The organism is Paenibacillus fonticola DSM 21315, from assembly GCF_000381905.1.
Lineage (GTDB): Bacteria > Bacillota > Bacilli > Paenibacillales > Paenibacillaceae > Fontibacillus > Fontibacillus fonticola.
Map to the genome: position 1 here is coordinate 124,429 of NZ_KB907261.1, position 18,512 is coordinate 142,940.

Below are 18,512 nucleotides of genomic sequence, written 5' to 3' on the forward strand. Positions count from 1 at the left end.
ATCACCCAAATATATATCCAAGCATTTCGTGGAGACGATGGGTATACGTATGCTGACGGTAGGTTCTCTCTAAGGCACGCAGGGCGATTTCACGCCGTTCTGTCTCATGCGTTAAATAGTAAGTCACTTTTTCATACAACTCATCGGGACTGCTGAATGTTTCGATTTCCTGTCCAGGAGTATAGAAGCTGCTCAGGTCATCCCGCACATCGGCAAGCTGCAATGTGCCGCAGGCCGATATCTCGAAAGTTCGGGGATTGGGAGATGCTGCCGTGAGGCCAATCGCATTGTTATTCACAGACACATCATGAGGGGACCGATGCAAATTCAGCACGATTTTCGAGCCGCTATAAGCTTCCGCCGTCTCCCCAGGCCCCATCCATTTTCCAATTTCAATTTGATTCGGGTAGGAGGAATATTCAGGCAGCCGGTCCCACCAAATGCCATTAATCGTCAAGCCTTTTTCCATAAGCCCGCCGATAATCGGTTGGAGAAACTGAACCCGGTTCCAATAAGCGGTGCCGATAAAGCTGATTCCACGGCGAATCGGTGAACGGGTCAGCGTTGGACGGTAATGCTCTACATAAGCTGCAAAAGGTAAATAATATACATTCCTGCATCCTGCAGAGCGATAAAAATCGAGGCAATTGCGTTCCAGGGTAAACACATAATCATAATGCGGAGCCGTTCTGACAGTCATATCGGTATAGTAGGGATCATCCGTCAGCCATATCGCAGTGCGTATTCCCTTGGCTCTCAACGCATCAATGTGCTCGACAGGCAGATCCATTCCATCAAGCACAAGCACTAAGTCAAGAGATAGGCCTGCAGCCATCCCAGCGACATCCTGACCCGGCTCAGCCACGCTAACCCGGTTTACCAGTGTTTGAAGTGTAGCTATAATCGCTTCATCAATCGGGGAGTAAGGATATCCCTTGCCCGAGGAAACATACAGCACATTCAATTGCCGGATGGGAAAAGAGGCGCGCGGTGTCTCAATGATCGCTTTCGCCCGCCCCCGCATATATCCTTCTTCAAAGCCATCCTTTAAACCGTCTTCCCGCCCTCTCCATCTTGAATCTTTAACTGCACTCACCAAAGCAGCATGAGGCGCTGACTCTGATTCTGAATGAACGAACATACTGTCACTCCTTCTTATGGTAGTCGCTGAACTTGCACTTAAGGAATTTTCACGGCAGCAAGCAAGCGTCCGATACGTTCATGAAACGTATGCTTTAATCGAGTCGTCCATAAAGAACGCCAGGCGATGTGAAGACGCTCCCGATCATGACTCAAGTAATAATCGATTTTTCGCTGCAGTTCTGCTGCATCAGTAAATGTTTCAATGTCATACCCCGGTTCATAATGAGCGGCTAAATCGCCGCGGACATCTGTAATTTGCAATGTTCCGCAGCCTCCGATTTCATAGGTTCTCGGATTAATCGAGCCCCCCGGGCTATTAATGCCGTTCCGGTTGTCCGATCCTGCTGTTGTAGGACGGTGGAGATTTATGACGATTTTAGAGCCGTTATAATAAGACACCGTCTCTTCTGCCGGAATCCAGCCGCTGTGGATGAATCGTGACAGTTGATCGTATTTCTCCAGACGATCCCAAAACCCGCCGGCGATAAACACCTTTTTGTCTTGGAGATATGAAGCCATTTGATCAAAGAGCTCTACCCGATTCCAGAAGGCATTGCCGATAAAGCAAACATCGTAGTGGTATTCCGCCGAAGCTCGTATCGGGCGAAACATTTGCGGATTTGCGGCAAGCGGAAGGTAATGAACATGCTCGCAGCCCATTCGGCGATAAAGTGCGACGCACTCCAATTCGTGCGTAAATACTTCATCATAGCACCGGGCAATACGTACTGTATCGTCCGTGAAATAAGGATCATCTACAAACCATACGGCTGTATGAATGCCCAGCCCGCGAATCGCCAATATCTGCTCCTCGTGATCGGGAGGAAATACATGCAGCCCATTCATTACCAGTACGAGATCGGGACGGAGGGAAGCGGCCATCGTCAGCGCCGATTCTGGAGCAGCCACGATACACTCTACCGTCAGCTCTTTTAACGCTTCCGTTACCCCGCGATCAATCGCCTCAAAGCTTTGGGGAATATAGAGGACACGATAGCTGCTTGGGCTGGAGGGTCCTTGTAACGGAATCCGCTCAAGTACAGCCTGGCATCCTCCGAATCGATAGCCTTCAAGGAATCCAGACCGATAACTTTCGCCGATATCCCACTTGTTCGTATTCTTCAAGGCATTCATCCTATCTATATTTAAATTTCCTAGGGTCTGTATAAATATATGCGCGAAGGACATGTGCATCATGGACGACTACCCGGAAGTTTCATAAATTGGCGAATGCCATGAAAGGACAGCTGCCTTTCTTTCGATAGAGTACGAACCTGCTTCCATAACAATAAATATGAGGCTTACGCTATTTATTTTTGACAACCAAAAAACGGGCTCCTGTCCCGGTTAACCCGTGGCAGGAGCCCGCTTGCGTGCTCAAACTCTATTTTTATAAGCTAATTTATGACCGTCTTCAAAGCCTTGCGAGAATCCTGAATTAAAGCCTTCATGGTATGCTTCATCGTAGGCCTGTTGATATAATACCGGGTCATCAGCCGGAGGACCTGGCAAAGGAGCTGGCTGATCAGGTCCAGACGCTGCCAATGGAGCACTCGGGCTCCGGCGTGTCAGAGTGCGCTTTTTTCTTCTGCGCAAACGGCCAGTTCTGGTTCTGAGGCCTTTTTTTCTGCCTAGAAGTCTGTGTTTTCGCTTTAACGGCAACTTACGCTTGCTGCCTGAGCCTGCTTTTCTTCTCCTAATTAACCTTGACCGGCGTTTCCGCCGGATTTTTGTCTTTAGCATTTACTTATCCTCCCGTTCTCCTCGGGCTGCGGTGTTTGCCGGATAGCAAGATTCTATAATCCAGGGGGGTGAAGGAGTTCCATAATATACTTGGCGCAGGGTAATGCCGCACACCGTTTGAGCTATAGCTTGTTGATACTTGGTTAGAACTTGAATATTTTTCGACAAATGACGAGCTGTCTCAGCCGAATGATCGGACACATCCGCCAAACTGTCCAGTATTCTCGCCATCGCGGTTTGACTCTTTGCGATCGAATCGATCAACCGCAATTTAGTTGCCTCGGCAGAGCCGATTCCGGCCATCATTTATCCGAATCCCCAAAATCAAAGGAGCCGCCGAACATGCCGCCGAAGCCATCCTCGTCTTCAGAACCCGAAGCCTCTTCTTTGGAAACAAGCATAGCTTTCAAATTGCTGCATAAGCCGTTCTGCAGTTTAGTCAAACCGTCTATTACTTCAACAAGCTGCTCATGAATATCCAGCGGTTCGGATAGCATCTTCTCGTGGCTTTCGAAGCTCCCGCCTTGTACATGATTCAGCATCCAGTTGCGTACCTTTTCAGCTTCTACCGCTTTCGCCTCCAAAATCATAGCAACATTCCATTGAACTTTTGCCGCTGCATCCAGCACATTCAATAAAGACAGTTCTCTGCTCATCGTATCATCCTCGCTCGTAACAACCTATTCTTCATCCTGAACTTTCAATTCCTTGATTACGAGTTCTAAGTTTTCAGCCATGGCCTCCTCAAGATCAGCGATTGAATTCAAGTAGGCGACAACGCTTTTATTAATACGCCCCGTGTTTTCGATCAGCCCATCGGTTCCATCAAAGTCCGGATCAGCATCAGGTATAGAATGAATAATTTGCGCCATACGCACCGCAACCTGCCGCTCCGCATCAATAATGCGCGCGATTTGCCCATGGGAGTGGGACATATGGATTATCATCTCTGTGATTTTCTGTTCCACCCGGATTCCTCCTACTTCAATCAGTTGTACCGGGCACGGCAGTATAACTGTAACTGTTATCCGGTCCCGGGTTCATCTGTTCCAGCATATGCGAAAGCCAGGTTCGTCGTTACTGGCAATATCCAGGACTACAGATCTTCCGATCTAAGCACGGGAGGCGGCAGAATCGGCGGTCCTTCCTCATACTGCTCCATCTCCTTGAACGTTATCATTTTAGGCTCCATCCGCATCAGCCCCCAGAGCTCACATGCGTAATCGGAGGCAATTTTACGCAATTTCCCCCGGTCAAGCTGATACCAAGTGCCGTTATTGGTTCGAAGGACCATCCCGTCCCGCAGACGAGCCCCTTCCGTGTATATAAAGCCGTTATTCGGACGCTGTATCCCCGTAGGTATTTGTATTAAATCGATGACGGACAGCCTGACCGGCTTGTCGGGCATCTTCTCATTTATCGTATCGGAAAATGAAAACTTTAATCCGTTCTCCAGCCAAAAGCGCTTGCCAGAGCCACCTTCCACCCAAATATGCGTCGGAAAAAAGTCGCTAGATCTTTTATTGCGCAGAGCCCCCTTCTGCTGCTTCACCTCCTGAAGAAGCTCAAAGGGATTTCCCCATTTTTTATAAAAAAATTGTTCGTTTCTGTCGTTAACAGCAGCAAAGCCTTCTTGCCCGAGACTCTTCATTGTCACACTTCCGATATGATGCACAAATGTATCCCCGGCGATCATCAGACGCTTGCCTTGCAATTGCAGCCGGAGAATCCAGTCGTCGTCCTCGAAATTTCCAATTTCATACCCTTCATCAAAATAACCGACCTCTTCGAATACGTCACGAGGAAATAGAAGACAAAAGCCAACGAGCCGGTCGGTATACCGCCATTTCAAGCTGTCGGATACATTATGCTTCGCTGCAAACCTCTCCATCTCTCGCAAACTATTATAAGCAGTATCAATTTGCTGCGCCCCGCTAATATAGTTTGTAACCGGGCCGACCGCTGCCGCCGAGCTGTTGTTTAGCGCTATCAGCATTTGGCTCAGCCATCGTTCAGTTACGAGAACATCGTTATTTAACAATACGATCGTGCTGCCTTTAGCCATCATTAGACCGGTATTGATTGCACTGGCAAAGCCTAAATTTTTTTGATGGAATCCAACGCGAAAAGATCCTCTCCGCTTACGCAGCGCCTCACGGGTTCCATCCGTAGAACCATCGTCAACGATGATGATCTCGTAGGGCAGTTCCGTATGGGCTTCAATGCCAGAAATACATCGCAACAACAATTCTTTTTGATTATAAGTGGGAATAATGATGCTCGTGCCTTCAAATTGTGCTGCAAAAGCCCTTTGCCCCTCCATTACGCCAAGGGTATAGCCGGATTGATATCCACTTTCATATTTCGCTGCCGAAGTCATCCTGGAACGTCTCACAGCCTCTGACCGTTCTCTTTGCACAGCCTGGCGCAGCAATCCATGCCTATCACTCATTTATTCACCTCCGAGCCTGGCAGCAGGAGGGCTTCGCCGCTCTCCAACTGATTCGCCAAATGTCCCATATCAAACGAAACTTTTCCAAGCTCTCCGGCAATGGCTGTACAAATCATCACAGCGGCAATGCCTGCCGCTACCAAAGCAAGATCGAAGTCGATCCTCGCCACCTGTTCTATAATGCGCCGTACATCCTGCACCCCGTTGACCGGCATAATGATTCCGGCAATCTCTAAGCCTTGCCTGCCAAGCACGTCCGCTAGTCCGGCAGCTTTATTCCCTATAAGAAGCAATTTCCGCCCTTGAAGCATTGGAAACAATAGGCCTTGTTCATTTAACGCATAATTTACCGTAGACGACGTCATTCTCAGCTCCTGATAGGAAATTCCCAGTTGCTTCAGTGCCGGGAACAAAAGCCCCTGAAACGTAGGGTGCCGCGATTCAGGAATGCCGACTATGCTCGCTTGACGAATGGATTGGGCTAACAATCGGCGTGCTGCCGCATCGGGAAGATTCACCCCCGCATAAGGCAGAAATGGCCCCCAAAGCTTGGCCTGCTCTGTGGAGATGGTCATATCATGCGCCAGCGTGAGCAGCTCGCCGTCGCCGAGGCGAATGACCGATAACGGAAGCCGTTGATCCAGGGCCTGAATGACTTCCGCGAATACTTCGGAGGGGGGAAGCACAGGCACAAGCGCAGAAGTTACCTGCTCGATTCCGCGGGAGATCACATCATCTAGGGTCATGTACGGGAGTACGGTATAGGGGGGGAGCTTCTTACACAGCTTCGCTTCGCCGCCTTCATAGAAGCCTTGGCGGTAACCCTCCTCATAAGCAAAGGCGACCTCCCTCTCGGGGAGCATCCTTTCCTCTGAATAAGTCCCCTCCTTATTCGCTTTATCATCTGCAACATGCCTGCGCGAGCGCTGTCCTGGATGAGAAGCTGCCAAAGAGCCTTTGCGAAACCGCCCACCTATCGCACCTATGCGATAACGAACCTGTGCTGGCTTGCCTGCCTTTCCCATGCGATTTTTCGTCTGGGTCAAATTTCGCTTGCCCTGTCTGATGCGTTTGTAGTGTTTGCCCGCCATATCCCCCCTCCTTTCAATTGTTAAGGTTCCGATTCAAGTCAGCAGGCAATTCCCGTGGCCAATTTCCTCTTAAGGAAGTACCCCTCTCATCCGCATGCCGGCCTCCAGCAAGGACTCAAAAGTTCCAGCATCCCCCCACCATAATTGCAGGACATCGTACTCCAGTTTCCCATCTCTGGCATATAAATTGTTAACGTCGGTAATTTCCAGTTCTCCCCGGGCAGAACGATCTATCGTAGTTATTCGTTCGAAAACAGCGTCGTCATACATATAGATTCCGGTCACCGAATAGTTGGATTGCGGTTTCTCCGGTTTCTCTTCGATAAAAGAAATCAGGTCAGGACGAGAGGGATCAAACACTGGAACTCCATACCTTCTCGGATCATCAACCGGTTTCAGCAGTACTCTTGCGCTTCCGTGAGCCTGCTTCATAAACTGCTGGACATAGGGCGTCAAATCATCAAGAAACAAATTGTCCGCCAGGAGCGCAACAAACTTCTCCCCCCGTGCGATAAAGCTTTTAGACAAATATAAGGCTTCAGCAATACCGCCCGCCGTTTCCTGCACGCGATATGTCAAATTTACGCCAAAATTCTCTCCGCTCCCCAAATAATTCGTATACAGTCCTGCAGACTGCTTGCCGATCACGACGAGTATGTCCGTTATTCCCGCTTGCCGGAACCGTTCAATACCGTAGCTGATCATCGGATAGCTCCCCACCGGGAGAAGATGCTTATTCACGATTCGAGTCAGGGGGTAAAGACGCGTTCCCGTCCCACCGGCTAAAATTACACCTTTCATGTGCTCCCTCCCCCAAAGCTGTTTTTCACATATAAATCCACGGATCAATCCCCCACTTATCGATAAACTTCCGGCGATTACGCTCGATAAGACTGTTCCAGCCTTTCGGATTTACCGCCGCGAAGCTGGCGCTGCCCGCGTGATATACGAGCGTATCTCCGCACATTAGCAGCCGGAATGCTTGCCGGCGAGCCCGGTAGCAATAATCATCGTCTTCATAGTGGCCTGGAGAAAAGCGCTCGTCGAGTGGGCCTAAGCGCTCCCACAGCTTTCGTTTAAATAGGAAGCAAAGCCCGACGAGCCGCTGAACCTCCAGCCACTTCGCCGGATCGGCTTGGTTGTGCTGCTCGGCGATTTGCATGAACTCCTCCAGCGTCCTCCACACGATATCCTTTTGCTGGCGGCCGCTCGCATAATTCGTAACTGGGCCAACAATTCCAACCTCATCTGCGCTGTAAAGGGCGCGAAGCATGTTGGACAGCCAGCGCGGCGTTACAAGGACATCGTTGTTCAAGAGCAGGAGCTGCTCGCCGGAAGCAATGGACAGCCCTTTATTGCAGGCCGCCGGGAAGCCTTCGTTTCTCGGCAGCGCAACAATCGTCAGCTTGGCTTGAATACAGTATTCCTGGGTTCCATCAGTAGAACCGTTGTCCACGACGATGATTTCATACGGTACCTCAGTATGCCGGCGAATCGCTTCTATGCAAGAGGTCAACAAATGCAAACCATTATGCGTCGGGATAATGATGCTGGTCAGATTCGTTTCTTCCTTCATCGGCGATTCCTCTTCCTCGCCAGCTCGCTGCGCGACAGCCGTGTCATTTTCAATCTGCTCCCCTTTAGACGCATTACCTCATCAAGAGCTTCGAAATGATCGCCAAGGATGAGCCGTGCCACTTCGTTTCCAGCCCCGGCATTCTCGCTGCGTATCCGATTTTTTCTTACGACATCCACGGATTGCGGTGCCCGGATCGTGAGTCCCTGTACGATGGCCAGCGCCTGCGCTTTAGGAGGCACGATCAATGATTTCCCCCCAAGGACGGTTATAGCCCGGCGGGATAATGCATGAGGAATTGCGGTCAGGGAGTTTGCCTGCAAATCGGGCCGGCCCAGCATATAATTGAGAAACATCTTGCTGCGCGTGACATCGTCCTGCTTAGAAAACGGGGGCAAATATGGAGAGATGTCGTTCAGAGCAACATCCGTCCCCTTATCGATTTCAAGCACGAAAGCGGCTAAATCCTCTGCAGCCAGGACGATATCGCCATCAACGAACAATACGGCGTCCCCGGCAGCCAAAGAAGCGCCGATTCCACGGGCAACATCGTGCCCCAGACGCTGAGGATAGCTGATAACAGTTACACGATCATTCTTTTCTATGGAATGGAAGCTGCTATCCTTACAGCCATTTAATATGACAATAATCTCCTGAATGGGCAGCCGGCTTAATTCCGCAATAACGGCCGCTATCGTCTTCTCCTCATTGCTAGCAGCGACGACCGCCGACACGGTCCCCCGCAACGGCAATGGAATTCCTGGCAATGGCGGCCTTGCGATCGTATTATATCCGCGGCGGTAAGCCTTGGAGATGGTAAGAATGCTGCGCCAAGACAGCTTTCCCTTTACAGCTTCCTTGAACCACTCCTCGAAAGAGGATTGCAAATGCTCATATGAATGGGAGCTTTCTGCTTGCCCAGATGCAGCTGAATAACCTGCCTGACCGGCACGGTGCTCAAGCTGTCCCCATTTGATCTTCCCCTGTCTCTCTGCTTTTCCTGACTTTTGTGATCGTGCGGGGCGCTTAAAGCCGTTTCGGGCATAAGTTATTGCCAAAGAGTGCTGCCGCCCCACCGGCCTCCCCAGTTTTCTCCTTGACATGCCCTCACCTCACCTTATCTCGTTGACGGCCAAGATCGCTGTATCCACCGCGGGATCCCCGTTCATAAATTAACCAATGCAAAGCATCCAAATGATCGCCTGCGATCAGGCTGGTCAACGGATCCCCCTGCCTGCCTCTGTATTTGGCCGGATTTATCCTCCCTACTTGAACGGAATGAACAGCCTGGACTTTAAATCCTCGAAGCACCGCTGCAGCTAACGCTACTGGCGGAACTTCAAGCGTTCTAAAACCGATGGCGGCGGCGGCCTTTCGGCTTATAGCATGGGGGACAGCCGTCAGGGAAGCCCCTTTCAAATCGGATCGTCCCAGCATGGCATTCAGAGAATGTTTGGCTAAGACGACCGTGTGGACCTCGCGCCCGCCCGTAGGCCCGGAATAATCATTCAGAGCCACGTCCACTCCTTCCAATACAGCTTTTACGAAGGGCCGAAGCTCTGCTGCCGGGATAACCATATCGGCATCTATAAACAACAATACTTGCCCCTTTGCCGCCTCCGCTCCAACCCGGCGGCCAACATCGTGTCCAAGCGGCTTGTCAGCGGTAATGACACGTGCCCCTAATTTGGCCGATATCTCCGGCGTTCCATCCGTCGAGCCATTGGCAACGACGATCGTCTCGCTACAACGATGAATCCTGCTAGCTTGGTAGAGAACGTCAGCCAAAGTAGCCCGTTCATTCATCGCTGGAATAATAATAGACACTACTGGATTTGGATGATTGTTGACATAGCCACTCGGGCCCTTATAAACTATAGTTTTTCGGTTACGCCGGCTGGCATACCTGCGTTTTCTGGGCATACCTTCACCTCCCGGACTCAATTGTGAATGAGTAAATTGACATAAGAGGGCTTTTTGCATTGCCTCATACAGTGTATGTGGAACCCGGGTCGGTGCAACGGCAAACGTACAGACCCTTTCCTTTTACAATCCGGCCGTATGGTCATCTTCCGCAAGAGATACCTTCCTTTAACCGCATAGAAAAAAGACTATTCTCACCTGTGCTAGTAACTCACCTGTGAAAGTAGTCTTTCTTTATTCAGGGGGCGTTGCTATTTTTTCGCCTCCTGGCTGCTCATAAGATGGATCCAGCGCTCAGCCGTATGATGCCAGCGAAATTTCCGCCGGGCCAGTTCCCGGCCTGCTCTCCCCATTCTTTTCCGTTTCTCTTCGCTTGCGAGCAATGACACGATACCTGTGGCCAGATCGCTTGACATCGAAGCAGGCGAAAGCAGCAGCCCGGATTCGCCATCAAGAACTACCTCCGGTACCCCGCCTACCCGGCTGGCGACCACGGGTACCGCCGTGGCCATCGCCTCAACATTAACCAGGCCGAAAGCCTCTTCCTCACCTGAAGGAACAACGACAACATCAGCGAGATTATACCAGTCTGCCACCTTCGGATACGGCGTATAAGGGAGGAATACAACCCGATCCCCAAACGGCTCTGCCATCGCTTTCAGCCGCTGGACGTAATGACTTTCCCGGTTCACACCATAATACGCACTGCCTACGATCATTAGCATTGCTTCCTGCTCAAGAGCGGTAATTGCGGGAAAAGCTTTCAATAAGTGATGCACTCCTTTGGAGGGCAGCAGCCGGCCGATATACAAAATAATTTTCCGCTTGCTCCATCCGAAGTCGGCAAGCCTCGCTTGCCGCAAATATTCCCCTGGCGAAGTCCAGCGGGGAGCGAAATCCTCCAGGCTTACACCGAGAGGGTTTACCGATATTGGAACTTTGACGGACGGATAGCGGCGCTGTATTGCTTCTTTCAAATACTGGCTGTTCACAATAATTCTATCCACACCGTCCAGCAGATAACGTAATCGTACGGATGGGGAAAATGCAGACGAAATGAAAGTAGTGGAATGCAGGGTCAGGACAACCTTCGTCATAGGGAGCTTATGCTTCAATTGAAAAGCGAGTAGAGGCCGGTTATGCACGTCGAGTATATCCGGATGCCATTTTTTAAAGTGTCGCAGCAGTGAGGCCATATATAGTCTGCCTCCCGGCATTCGATAACAAGGAATAGGCCCTAACCGTCCCAGATCGGGAAGCTGCCCGTCGGATAGGCCAAATACCCGAACTTCCAATTGATTGGCGGCAAGTGGTGCTACCTTCTCAATTACGCGCTCAACTGAACTGCTGTGTCCCGAAGGAATGACGAACGTGCCTGGGGTAATGATCGCCACTTTTTGTCTTCTCATCGGCTTTGCTCCCTCTCACCACATAATAATCATGTATTTTAAGTTATGCGGTATTGTTCTGGAGGGTGTAAGACTTGAGGTGATTCATTTCAATTTCAAAACAGGCTGCTGTTGCGGAACAGTCGTCCACGCCGATTAGGTATTTCCACATAAATTGAACCAAGAGACGTAAACAAAAAGGAGGAAAATCCATGGGGCAGGACCATGTCGGTATTCTGCTTAACTCCAGCATGTACCGGGGAATTCCCCAGCGCAAAACCGGCCAGGAATCGATATCTAATTATGAAAAAGCGGCACGGACTAATGGATTCATTCCTTGTTTTCTAAGATTAGGAGATATCGATACTCGAAAAAACTATAGTATTGCCTATATTCGAAAGGGTCATGACTACGCCAGAGTGTCCATGCCTACGCCGAAAGTAATTCATAACCGGGCTTTATATCCGGAGCTGTCGGCTCAGCGTAAAATCCACAGCCTCGCAGCACAAGGAACTATTATCTTCAATAGAAACAACCGTTACGGAAAAGATGTCATTCACCGCCTCCTGCAAGAGAATCCATCCTTAAGCCATTGTCTCCCGGCAACCGTTGAAGCTGCTCCTTCATCGCTAAGCTGTATGATGGCGCAGTATGACGATCTCATTTTGAAACCGGTTCGCGGATCCGTCGGGCAAGGAATTATGAGGTTGCAGCGGGACTGCCTTGGATGGGGTCTGACCTATCCTTCCAAGACCAAAAAAGCGTGGATCACGGATCGAATCGATCAAGCAAAGCTGCCCGCCTGGCTTCACCGGCAAATCTTTGATACCCCATATCTCGTTCAGGAGAGAATCCCGCTTGCCGAGTACGATTCAAGTCCGCTGGATTTGCGGGTTAGTGTGCAGCGTGGCGCTTTAGGGGCATGGGGAGTAACCGGAATGTTCCTGAAAGTAGCTCCGAAAAACAGCTTTATTTCCAATATAGCAAAAGGTGCGAGCGTTTATCCCACCCAGTTGCTGGCCAAGTGCTTTCCCTCCAAACTGGCAGCAGACGCCCTTTGCCGTGTTGAAGCCCTGTCGCTGTCCATTGCCCGTTATTTATCGTCTCGTCTGCCTCTTCTTGCCGACCTTGGAATGGATATCGGTTTGACACAGTCCGGGAAGCCCTATTTCATCGAGTGTAATGGAAGAGACCAGCGCTACGGATTCCGCAAGGCCGGATTAAGTGAGATTTGGCAGGATACGTATAACAAACCTATGGCTTTCGCAAGATATTTATACGATAACGGCATTCTTATCTCATCGCTAATTTGAATCAATTGTCGAAAGCTAAGCAGAATAAATAATACAAAAATAGAAGCCGAATTCGCCCCTACCGCGAAACCGGCTTCTATTTGTTTGCTTAATACCTTACATCCGCAATCCCAAAGAACGGATACAGCACAGATAATCCATATGCCCCTCCCATAGCGATGGCCAGCAGCAGAGGCAGCCATAAGTCCGTCCCAGAAAAAACGGATGGGTAATAATATGTTCTGCGGCGATCGCTGCGGAACGCCTTGGATTCCATGGCGACCGCAACGCGGTGAGCCCGGCGAATGCTTTGAGACAACAGCGGCACGGCGTACAGCTTCATTTGCTCAACCCAGCCCCGAATTCCCCGGGCCTGTCTTACTCCGCGAATTTGCAAGGCGTTTCGCCGGATTTGGAATTCCTCCCATACCATGGGCAACAGCCGTACAGAAGCCATAAAGCTGTAAGCGTATTTCGGCGCAAGCTTCACCTTCTGCATCAAAGCGTAAAACAGAGCGACGGAAGACGTCGTCAGCACATACAGCAATCCTTCGGCAGCAAAAGTGATCGACTTGAATCCAATATGAATTCCGCGGTAAAAGCTCTCTTCCGATATCCGGATCAGCCCCCATTTCCACCAGGTCGTATCCCCCTTGCCAAACAGGATCATCGTAATGGATGAGGACACAAATACGAGCATTAAGGGCAATACCAGCAGCAGTATTTTCCAAGGAGGATGCCCGCTAAGCAAGAAGAGGACGATAAACATGACCAGCGCCTGATATACGATATAATCCAAACTATGCGTAAACAGCGTCAGTAGAAACAGCAGCAATATAAGGCCCAGCTTCGCAGCAGGATTAGCCCTATGCAGCCAGGTCTGTCTCGTCGGCGTAAGAAATTGTTTCACCGCTCTCCCTCTTCCCCTAAAGCTCTGTCCTTGAGCTCCTTCATTTGTTTTCCCCGCTTTGTGAGCATCAAGGAGCTTATTCTTCCTTCCCGCACTTCCCATCTTTGCGTTGCCAGCTTGTCCGCGATCATTTCCTCATGCGTTACCATAACAATAGCCGTCCCCTGACGGCGCAGCTGCTCGCACACTTGCAGGATCGCAAACGTATTTACAGCATCCTGTCCAAAGGTCGGTTCATCCAGCAGAAGCACGGACTTGTTCAGCACTGCTGCCCCAGCCACGCTTAATCTCCGTTTTTGACCGAGGGAAAGCTGGTAAGGATGCCGTTGATCCAGCCCTTCCAGACCGAAAGTAAGCAGTGCCTCTTGGACGTGCCGGGAAATGGCTTCCTCCGGCCACTTCTCCTGTCGTAAAGAGAACGCGATCTCCTCGGCTACCTGCTCCGCAACGAACTGAAACTCCGGATTTTGAAACACAAAGCTGATATGGCTAGCCGCTTCTATAATTTGCTTCTTGCGGCTGCGCCACCATTTGTTCTTCCCGCCGTGGTGATCATTCATCCGCTTCCCTTGCAGCAAATACGTTCCTTCGGAAGGCAGCAAGCCCATCAAGCTTAACAGCAAGGAGCTCTTGCCAGCCCCGTTCGGTCCGGTAATTGTGATAAAATCCCCTGGAGCGATTACCGCGTGCTCGACCTCAATAACCGGCCTCCCCAATCTCAGTCCGCGAAAACAGGACAGCTCCAGCAACGGCGCTAAATCGGATGGAGCCGCTTCCGGTAGAGGCAAAACAGGAAGCGGCTTCAACAGCTCATCTCCTTCCGGGGAGGCAAAGAAATGCTCCCATACGCCCGGATACCAAATTCCAAACTCCACCAGTTCAGACTGATACATACTGAATACTTCCCGCGGCGTTCCTTGCCCGAGGCATCGTCCGTCGGGTCCAAAAAGCACGACGCGGTCAACAAACGTAACGATTTCTTCAATGCGATGTTCCACGATAACAAGTGTCCGATCCTTTGAAATCTGTTTCACCGTATCCCAAATTTGTACCCGGCCTTCCGGATCAAGCAAAGCTGACGGCTCATCCAGAAACAGTACCTGCGGATCGGTAAGCAGGATGGAAGCCAATGCCAATCGCTGCTTCATCCCTTGCGACAATGATTCGATCAGCACATGGCGCTCGGGCAAATGCAGTCCGACAGCCTGAAGAACTGTTGCCATCCGCTCCTGCATTTCCTGCTGGGGCACCGCTAAATTTTCAAGGACAAAAGCCAGCTCCTCATCAACATAGGGCATGCAAAATTGCGTGTCCGGGTCTTGAAAAACAAAGCCCCAGGCTGAAGGCTGAACCTGTTCTTTACAGCGCATCGGCACCTCGACCAGCGAAGGGATAATGCCCGAGAGCACCTGTAACAGCGTTGATTTGCCGCTCCCGCTTGGCCCGAGCAGCAATACCTTTTCGCCGCGCTGAACATGAAATGTAAGGTCCTTGAACACGAAGCGCTCTTCACCCGGGAACTTGAGTCTCAGATCTGTTACACCCGCTGCTATAGCCACAGCCTGGTCTTCCTTTCCGCTTGCCGTGGCCTCAGATGTCGGTATATTAATCATTTCTAATCATCCAGCGCCGCATAGTCTTTTTCTTCTACTGGCCGCAGCAGATTGGTGACTCCCGTAGCCTCCACAGCTTTAGCAAGTCCGTAAGCCAAGTAGCCGCAAATAACAGCCGAGCTGAGCGCGCGCATACCATATTTGGCGATGAACAACCAGGTCTCATATCCCTGGACGTATCCGTAGTAAATATCCGGAATCAATGAACCAGCCGCCGCTGCTACCCCAGCCAGAGCAGCCACGGACGCTGAATAGTTTTTATAACGGAACGCCGCAAATACAAGCTCTGCCCCAAGACCTTGAAACACACTGTACATTACAAGCTGGATCCCCCATTCACTGCCAAACAAAATCGATACATGCGCTGCGGCAATTTCAGCGATTAACGCCACACCAGGTTTACGAATCAGTAGATAGACAAGCGTCGAGGCCAGAAACCACATCCCGTAAACAAGCTCATCCGCTTGCGGGAAAAAGGAAAATAACTTAGAAACGCTCCCCCAAAAATAGTACACTACGCCCAGGATAATAGACACAAGCACCGTTACGAGCAAATCACTCAGCTTTAATCCCCGGCTGCTTCTTCGTTTTGCTGCTTCTTGCATTGTTAACATCTCTCCTTCATCTTTGTTCCATACTTTGTAGTATGGCTGAAAAATAAAAAAAACCGGCTGGATATGCACAGGCGGCTTAACAGTCCACAGGAAAAAAGTCCTTGAACGATCGATTCTCTACGCTGGCATTATCCAGATCAGATTAACGGTCAGCAGCGGGCCTTGCTGCAATCTCAGCCTGATTCTCTCAAGCTCCCGTATCACTTATGCGATTGACATAACCATACAACAAGAAGCGCTATACTAGCAAGTAAAACTTAATTATTACAGCTTCGTTGTTGATTTAGTTTTCATTATATGTCAATATAGTCGGAAGTATAACGGTAGTATGGCTGCATAGCATTGAAATAGGGGGATACAACTTGACCGCTAAATGGATGAAATGGATGACAGAGCTTACATCCCGGAAATGGATCTCCCGGCTTATGGGACGCTTCTCCCATTCGGAATTAAGTCGGCTCCTTATACCTTCCTTTGCAAAATCCTACGGTATTCCTCTCCATGAGGCGGAGAAGGAGATCAAGGAATACCGGACGCTAAACGAATTTTTTACTCGTAAGCTGAAGCCGGACATGCGTCCGGTTCATCCTCTGCCAGAAGGATTAATCAGTCCCGTCGACGCATTGATTACCGCCATGGGAAAAATTGATTCCGGTACGATTCTTAACGTCAAAGGCCAGGACTATTCCCTGGCGGAGCTGCTCAATTATTCCCCGCGTACGGAGACATACAATCACGGTTATTTCTTCGTGCTGTATCTTAGTCCTACCGACTATCATCGCATCCATGCGCCGATCAGCGGACGCAAGCTGGAGAGCGAGCATATTAAAGGAAAAGTTTATCCAGTCAACGATTTCGGGATGAGACATATGAGAACCGTATTAAGCCGGAATGAACGACTCATTACTTATATTGCTCATGAATTCGGCGAAGTCGCGGTCGTTAAAGTCGGAGCCATGAATGTGAGCAGTATCAAATATTCGGATGATACAGCGAATAACTGGAACCGCGGAGATGATATCGCATATTTTGAATTCGGCTCTACCGTCGTTCTGCTCGTCGAGAATAATACATTTGAGCCGCTCAGCGACCTTGCTGCGGGCCATAAAGTCAAAATGGGAGAACTGTTGGGAAGATTTTACCGCAATCCGGCGGCCAAACCAAGAAGGACAAACACATCTATCTGATCTACTGCAGCCGCAATTCAACTTTAAATTTAATCAGGCCGTTTCCGCAAATGCGGGAACGGCCTGACTCATCTTTTTTTTTCATTCTCTGCCTGTCTCATTTCCTGTTCCGGATTCTTCAATTTATCATTTGGAAATCCGCAATTTCACATTCAGCATTCATATTCTACATTCGTCCATCTGGTTTTCAACATTTATTATTCTTCATTCGTTATTCTTCATTCGTCATCTGGCATTCGTCATTCCACAGTAATCGTGCCAATTTGGGATTGGAGCAGGATCTGCGGCCCTCCGCCATTGATGGCGCTTTCCCCTTTCTCCGCTCCCACAATACTCCCCAGCTCGTTATTTGCTACGAGCGTGCAGCTCATATCATCATTCAGCACCGCTACAATGTTGCCAATGTCCGTCTTCGCCGCAAACTGGCTCTGTTCATCCATTCCGGCAATATTGAGCATAATGCTTCCCGCTTCCGTTTCCAGCGCCGATTTGCCTGCAATATAAACTTGATCCATCTCAATCGATCCAACATTACTGCGAATGTCATAGCTTCCTTTCAAATGATGAAGCCCGATCATTCCGACATCATTGTTTATGTAATAGCTCACGATTTGCTCTGGTACCTCGATCTTGTAATCAATGCTGAAGTCGGACAGCCCAAGCTCCCTCTGCGACCATTTCCATAAATTTTCATTTGTCCGCTCCTTAGGGTGGGTTACAAGCTGTAACTGATCTCCCTTGGCAACGATAGACACTTCCGCCTGCTCCAAAATAAGCTGACTGCTTTTCTCCTTCGCAAATTTATCAAACCAAATCGTTGTTTTGACCTGAATCTCGTCCCCGTCATAAGAGCTGATCTTGATATTTCCTACCGTATTATCCAGGCTAAGTTTCGTTGCCGTGCCGATTCGCTCATTCGTTGTAATATCTCTGGATAAGCCGGCATCCTTACTGTCCTGTTCCCATTTTTGGGCTACATTGATCACCGAATTCTCCAGGGCAGACGTTGCTTTTCCAATCGCTTCATTTGATTTGTCCCGTATGCCGGTACAGCCCGCTAGTACGATTAACGATAAAGTAGCAGCAGTTAACGTGATGGATTGCAGCCTACCTTTGCTTCTGTTCCTGTTCATCCGCCATCCCTCGCAATATTCCTTTTAGTATGTATCTCTATCCGTCGATATAATTGTCATGTTCTCTTCTATTGTAGACATTTCTCCCTGTAATTCCATGGGCTGGAGACCGGAAAAGTACTGGACCTTAGCCCAGGAAAAAAAATTGAAGCACAATCGAGTAGGAGGGGGCGACTAACCCCCGTCCTCTCACACCACCGTACATGCGGGTCCGCATACGGCGGTTCCAAAAGGTTAACAAAGTTCCAGATAACGAGAAAGTAAACTTTTCAGCCCTTTCGTTTCCCAGTAGGAAGTCGGGAGGGCGTTATTTGTGTTTCTGGACATTTCCCAAGCACCGCGGCGGGAGTTTCCCATGACATAGCAGGCCCACTCCGGGACTCCAAGGGCCCTCAGTTCACGGATTCGGGTACGTACCCGTTTCCACTGTTTCCACAGACACATACG

Annotated in this window: 18 protein-coding genes, 1 pseudogene and 1 riboswitch; of the genes and pseudogenes, 2 read left to right on the forward strand and 17 right to left on the reverse strand. The window is 49.8% G+C overall.

Annotation, left to right across the window (positions count from 1 at the left end; genetic code table 11):
* Window position 1: 1 nt before the first annotated feature.
* From G358_RS0117615 to G358_RS0117675, 12 genes are all read right to left on the reverse strand, one after another.
* Window positions 2-1,141, reverse strand: a complete 1,140-nt coding sequence (locus tag G358_RS0117615) for a CgeB family protein (RefSeq protein WP_019638563.1) — start codon at window positions 1,139-1,141, stop codon at window positions 2-4.
* Window positions 1,142-1,179: 38 nt separating this feature from the next.
* The gene (locus tag G358_RS0117620; RefSeq protein WP_019638564.1) at window positions 1,180-2,268 is read right to left on the reverse strand and encodes a CgeB family protein; all 1,089 of its coding nucleotides are present in this window, start codon (window positions 2,266-2,268) and stop codon (window positions 1,180-1,182) included.
* Window positions 2,269-2,886: 618 nt separating this feature from the next.
* A complete protein-coding gene (locus G358_RS0117630) occupies window positions 2,887-3,192 on the reverse strand; it encodes a hypothetical protein (RefSeq protein ID WP_019638566.1) in 306 nt (101 codons plus the stop codon).
* On the reverse strand, window positions 3,189-3,542 hold the full coding sequence (locus G358_RS0117635; RefSeq protein ID WP_019638567.1) for an alpha-helical endospore appendage domain-containing protein: 354 nt from the start codon (window positions 3,540-3,542) through the stop codon (window positions 3,189-3,191). The genes G358_RS0117630 and G358_RS0117635 overlap by 4 nt, the downstream gene beginning before the upstream one ends.
* A gap of 24 nt (window positions 3,543-3,566) precedes the next feature.
* The gene (locus G358_RS0117640) at window positions 3,567-3,854 is read right to left on the reverse strand and encodes a hypothetical protein (protein WP_019638568.1); all 288 of its coding nucleotides are present in this window, start codon (window positions 3,852-3,854) and stop codon (window positions 3,567-3,569) included.
* Between the two features lie 128 nt (window positions 3,855-3,982).
* Window positions 3,983-5,338 (reverse strand): glycosyltransferase family 2 protein, encoded by a 1,356-nt coding sequence (locus G358_RS0117645; RefSeq protein WP_019638569.1) that lies wholly within the window; start codon window positions 5,336-5,338, stop codon window positions 3,983-3,985.
* Entirely contained in the window at window positions 5,335-6,429 is a 1,095-nt protein-coding gene (locus G358_RS30375; protein WP_019638570.1) for a GT-D fold domain-containing protein, read from the reverse strand. Before G358_RS30375 ends, G358_RS0117645 begins: the two co-directional genes overlap by 4 nt.
* Window positions 6,430-6,498: 69 nt before the next feature.
* Complete coding sequence (locus G358_RS0117655) at window positions 6,499-7,230, reverse strand: sugar phosphate nucleotidyltransferase (protein ID WP_019638571.1); 732 nt, start codon at window positions 7,228-7,230, stop codon at window positions 6,499-6,501.
* A gap of 25 nt (window positions 7,231-7,255) precedes the next feature.
* Window positions 7,256-8,005, reverse strand: a complete 750-nt coding sequence (locus G358_RS0117660) for a glycosyltransferase family 2 protein (protein WP_019638572.1) — start codon at window positions 8,003-8,005, stop codon at window positions 7,256-7,258.
* Window positions 8,002-9,108 carry a glycosyltransferase family 2 protein gene (locus G358_RS30380; protein WP_157274407.1) on the reverse strand — a complete coding sequence of 369 codons (1,107 nt, stop codon included), beginning with the start codon at window positions 9,106-9,108 and terminating at the stop codon, window positions 8,002-8,004. The genes G358_RS0117660 and G358_RS30380 overlap by 4 nt, the downstream gene beginning before the upstream one ends.
* Before the next feature lie 4 nt (window positions 9,109-9,112).
* Window positions 9,113-9,928 carry a glycosyltransferase family 2 protein gene (locus G358_RS0117670; protein WP_019638574.1) on the reverse strand — a complete coding sequence of 272 codons (816 nt, stop codon included), beginning with the start codon at window positions 9,926-9,928 and terminating at the stop codon, window positions 9,113-9,115.
* 251 nt (window positions 9,929-10,179) lie between these two features.
* The gene (locus G358_RS0117675) at window positions 10,180-11,337 is read right to left on the reverse strand and encodes a glycosyltransferase family 4 protein (RefSeq protein WP_019638575.1); all 1,158 of its coding nucleotides are present in this window, start codon (window positions 11,335-11,337) and stop codon (window positions 10,180-10,182) included.
* Window positions 11,338-11,528: 191 nt separating this feature from the next.
* Between G358_RS0117675 and G358_RS0117680 the strand changes: the two genes are divergently transcribed.
* Window positions 11,529-12,629 carry a YheC/YheD family endospore coat-associated protein gene (locus G358_RS0117680; RefSeq protein WP_019638576.1) on the forward strand — a complete coding sequence of 367 codons (1,101 nt, stop codon included), beginning with the start codon at window positions 11,529-11,531 and terminating at the stop codon, window positions 12,627-12,629.
* An 88-nt stretch (window positions 12,630-12,717) separates the two neighbouring features.
* Here G358_RS0117680 and G358_RS0117685 read toward each other — a convergent pair whose 3' ends face one another.
* The 3 genes from G358_RS0117685 to G358_RS0117695 are packed head-to-tail and all read right to left on the reverse strand — an operon-like array spanning window position 12,718 to window position 15,736.
* Complete coding sequence (locus G358_RS0117685) at window positions 12,718-13,518, reverse strand: energy-coupling factor transporter transmembrane component T family protein (RefSeq protein WP_019638577.1); 801 nt, start codon at window positions 13,516-13,518, stop codon at window positions 12,718-12,720.
* Window positions 13,515-15,131 carry an ABC transporter ATP-binding protein gene (locus G358_RS0117690; protein WP_019638578.1) on the reverse strand — a complete coding sequence of 539 codons (1,617 nt, stop codon included), beginning with the start codon at window positions 15,129-15,131 and terminating at the stop codon, window positions 13,515-13,517. Before G358_RS0117690 ends, G358_RS0117685 begins: the two co-directional genes overlap by 4 nt.
* A 2-nt stretch (window positions 15,132-15,133) precedes the next feature.
* Entirely contained in the window at window positions 15,134-15,736 is a 603-nt protein-coding gene (locus G358_RS0117695; RefSeq protein ID WP_019638579.1) for an ECF transporter S component, read from the reverse strand.
* A gap of 106 nt (window positions 15,737-15,842) precedes the next feature.
* Window positions 15,843-15,954: riboswitch (TPP riboswitch) on the reverse strand.
* 153 nt (window positions 15,955-16,107) lie between these two features.
* Here G358_RS0117695 and asd point away from each other — a divergent pair.
* A complete protein-coding gene (gene asd, locus G358_RS0117700) occupies window positions 16,108-16,932 on the forward strand; it encodes an archaetidylserine decarboxylase (protein ID WP_019638580.1) in 825 nt (274 codons plus the stop codon).
* Window positions 16,933-17,171: 239 nt separating this feature from the next.
* On the opposite strand, the gene G358_RS30385 is transcribed toward asd, so the two are convergent.
* Entirely contained in the window at window positions 17,172-18,065 is an 894-nt protein-coding gene (locus G358_RS30385) for a hypothetical protein (RefSeq protein WP_019638581.1), read from the reverse strand.
* A 234-nt stretch (window positions 18,066-18,299) separates the two neighbouring features.
* Window positions 18,300-18,512, reverse strand: a pseudogene (locus G358_RS32435) (group II intron reverse transcriptase/maturase); the annotation flags it as partial.